Below are 2,580 nucleotides of genomic sequence, written 5' to 3' on the forward strand. Positions count from 1 at the left end.
CTATTAGAAATATAGGCTTAGCTTAGAGTATTAATTAGACAACAAATGAGAAGTTGCTTTCAAAATGAACGCACAGAAAATTTTAGTTTAACGTTACTAGGTTGAACGTCGCTTAATCGCTACAACAGAGTAAGTATGCCAATGCTTCATCTTGCCTAATGATGTAAGCGCTTGTTCGTCTCGCTCGTGAAAACGGATAACTTCGAACGCATCAAATAGACTCAGTACTTTTGCCTTTGTGAGAGGCGTTGTAGAGGTTCGATAACCATAAGCCCAACTATCATCTACCCCCATGAAATCGCCCGCAAATACACCACCGATTTCAATGCTATCGATGATTCGCTGCCACGTCTGATCGAACTGATTTGGCTTTGCAAAAAATAGGCTGGAGTTCGCAATCACTAGCCCGGCTTTGGGATAATCATAATCTTCAAATGCGCTTTGAGATATCTCGACCAAAGCTTTTTGACCGAACCTATCTCGACATATCGATATCGAGTCAGAGTTAACGTCGAAGCCATAAACTTGGTGGCCTTGCTGCTCTAAAAACTCAATGTCACTTCCTATACCACAACCGCAGTCAATCGCGACATTTAAGCCTGACTCGTTCAGCGTCATAGCGAATTCTGTTCTTTTTGAATGAGGCTTATCTAAGGCTTTTTGATAATACTGACGCCAAATCTCTGAATGATCATCCATTGCATAACTCCAGTAGTTCGGTCAGGTTTTGAACCTCAACGATAGGTAAGTTTGTATCTGCGATGGCCCCTTCAGTGTTGAGCCAAACAGCCTGCAGGCCTGCCTCAAGTGCAGGGTAGATATCTTTCTCTAGGGTATCGCCAATCATGGTGATCTCTTTTGGCTTTATCCCGAGTTGCGAGATGATCGCAGGATAGAAGCCCGGCTCGTATTTAGATAAACCAATACTCGCCTTACAGAAGTAACCATCAATGTATTGCGACAGGCCAACTCGCTCAAACGCACAGATGATGTCAGTTTTGCTTGAATCGGCCGCATTAGTAGCGATGTAGATGTTGTGATGCTTCGTCAATTGAGCGAGTAAGGCTTGTGCCCCACTCACCTCTTGTACAGTTTCCCAGTCACACATTTTCCCTTGTGCATCTGGAAAGTCGATCATTAAGGTGTTGCCCCAATCAAATAAGACGGTTTTAGTTAGCTTGATTTGAGCCGTTGATGTTGTAGCTTTGTTCATCATGCCTCCTGCATCGATGATATTTCGAATGTATCACCGTACTTATAAGAACTTCTCGATAAGAATCTCATCAAAGTACTGATCACCTATCTTGGCGTGTTTCTTTGCTATTCCGACAGTTTCAAAGCCCTGTTTAAGATAAACCGCTAATGCGCGTTCGTTACCAGCTAGAACATAAGCAAAAAGCTTTTCGTAGCCTTTGGTTTTTGCGACTTCGAATGTATGTTCAAATAACTGTTTTGCGACGCCTTGCCCACGGCTGTTTGCGTCAACATAAGTCCCAATAATACCCACATGGTCGAAGGCTTTAGTATATGATGCAAACGGGTCTACGTTTTGAAAGCCAAGCAGGTCACCAGTCGTTTCGTTGACAGCAACACTGAATACACCTCGCTCTGGAAACGACTCAATAAATGCCTTTTCTTCATCGACCGTAAACGTCTTATCCAAGATAGTGTAACGCGCTTCAGTAATGATTGGGTTCAATACGTCAATTATGCCTTGAGCATCGCTTACTACGACTTGTCTGACTGTTAAGTTCATATTTTCTCAACCTTTTTTGTTTGGGCAGATTCTAGCTCTATATGCCACCTTTTTGATATACCAAAATGTTATCAAAAGCGATATCAAAGTAGAGTTCGTAGCTATTTTGTTCAACGTAGCCTAAATGCGGCGTTGCTGTCACGTTTGGTAGAGACAACAGCGGTTCGTTATCTGGTGTCGCAGGTTCAATATCAAACACATCTATTGCTGCTCTTTTGCTTGGTACCTTAGTGAGTTCATTAAGCAAGGCTTCTGGTTCGACTAACTCCGCTCGGCTGATATTCACGAATAGCGAGTCAGGTTTCATTACGCTGAGGTCACTGGCAGTAACACAGCCTTTAGTGACACTGTTTAAACGAAGGTGTAATGAGAGTACGTCAACACTCTCGAAAAATGCCTGCTTGGTTGCTGCCACCTCAAAACCATCGGCATGTGCTTGGTCTCGCGAATTCTGGCTACCCCACACCATGACATCCATCCCGAACGCTTTGGCGTATTGCGCGATGCAGCGCCCGATTTTTCCATAGCCCCAAATGCCAAGCTTTAAGCCCCTTAGCGTTCTGCCTAAACCAAGTACGCCTGAATCTTGCCATTGGTTATGTTTAAGGTTTGAAGCGTAAGTAGGAATGTGACGAGATGCCGCCATAATCAATGCCCAACAGAGCTCAGAGGGCGCGACAGGTGAACCTCGTCCTTCTAGCACTTTCACACCGAAACGTTCACACAGTTGTGGATCGATGTGATTACTGACTTTTCCGGTTTGGCTGATCACTTTTAGATTTGGCAGTTTAGATAGCAGCGACTCCGTGATTTCGGTACGCTCG

At 44.1% G+C, this 2,580-nt stretch carries 4 protein-coding genes; all 4 read right to left on the bottom strand.

The features are described from left to right. Window positions 1-96: 96 nt before the first annotated feature. Window positions 97-699, bottom strand: a complete 603-nt coding sequence (locus BCT81_RS26230) for a class I SAM-dependent methyltransferase (protein WP_102426360.1) — start codon at window positions 697-699, stop codon at window positions 97-99. Then, window positions 692-1,213 carry an HAD family hydrolase gene (locus BCT81_RS26235; RefSeq protein ID WP_102426361.1) on the bottom strand — a complete coding sequence of 174 codons (522 nt, stop codon included), beginning with the start codon at window positions 1,211-1,213 and terminating at the stop codon, window positions 692-694. Before BCT81_RS26235 ends, BCT81_RS26230 begins: the two co-directional genes overlap by 8 nt. A 42-nt stretch (window positions 1,214-1,255) precedes the next feature. Beyond that, on the bottom strand, window positions 1,256-1,756 hold the full coding sequence (locus BCT81_RS26240) for a GNAT family N-acetyltransferase (protein ID WP_102426362.1): 501 nt from the start codon (window positions 1,754-1,756) through the stop codon (window positions 1,256-1,258). 37 nt (window positions 1,757-1,793) lie between these two features. Then, window positions 1,794-2,580: D-2-hydroxyacid dehydrogenase family protein (locus BCT81_RS26245; protein ID WP_102426363.1), on the bottom strand; the 787-nt coding region annotated here is incomplete at its 5' end.

The organism is Vibrio sp. 10N.261.52.A1 (assembly GCF_002876325.1).
GTDB classification, from domain to species: Bacteria; Pseudomonadota; Gammaproteobacteria; order Enterobacterales; family Vibrionaceae; genus Vibrio; species Vibrio chagasii.

What these genes read in the sequence shown, in the direction of transcription:
- BCT81_RS26230 (WP_102426360.1), bottom strand. Translation starts at nt 699, where the DNA reads ATGGATGATCATTCAGAGATTTGGCGTCAGTATTATCAAAAAGCCTTA.
- BCT81_RS26235 (WP_102426361.1), bottom strand. Translation starts at nt 1,213, where the DNA reads ATGAACAAAGCTACAACATCAACGGCTCAAATCAAGCTAACTAAAACC.
- BCT81_RS26240 (WP_102426362.1), bottom strand. Translation starts at nt 1,756, where the DNA reads ATGAACTTAACAGTCAGACAAGTCGTAGTAAGCGATGCTCAAGGCATA.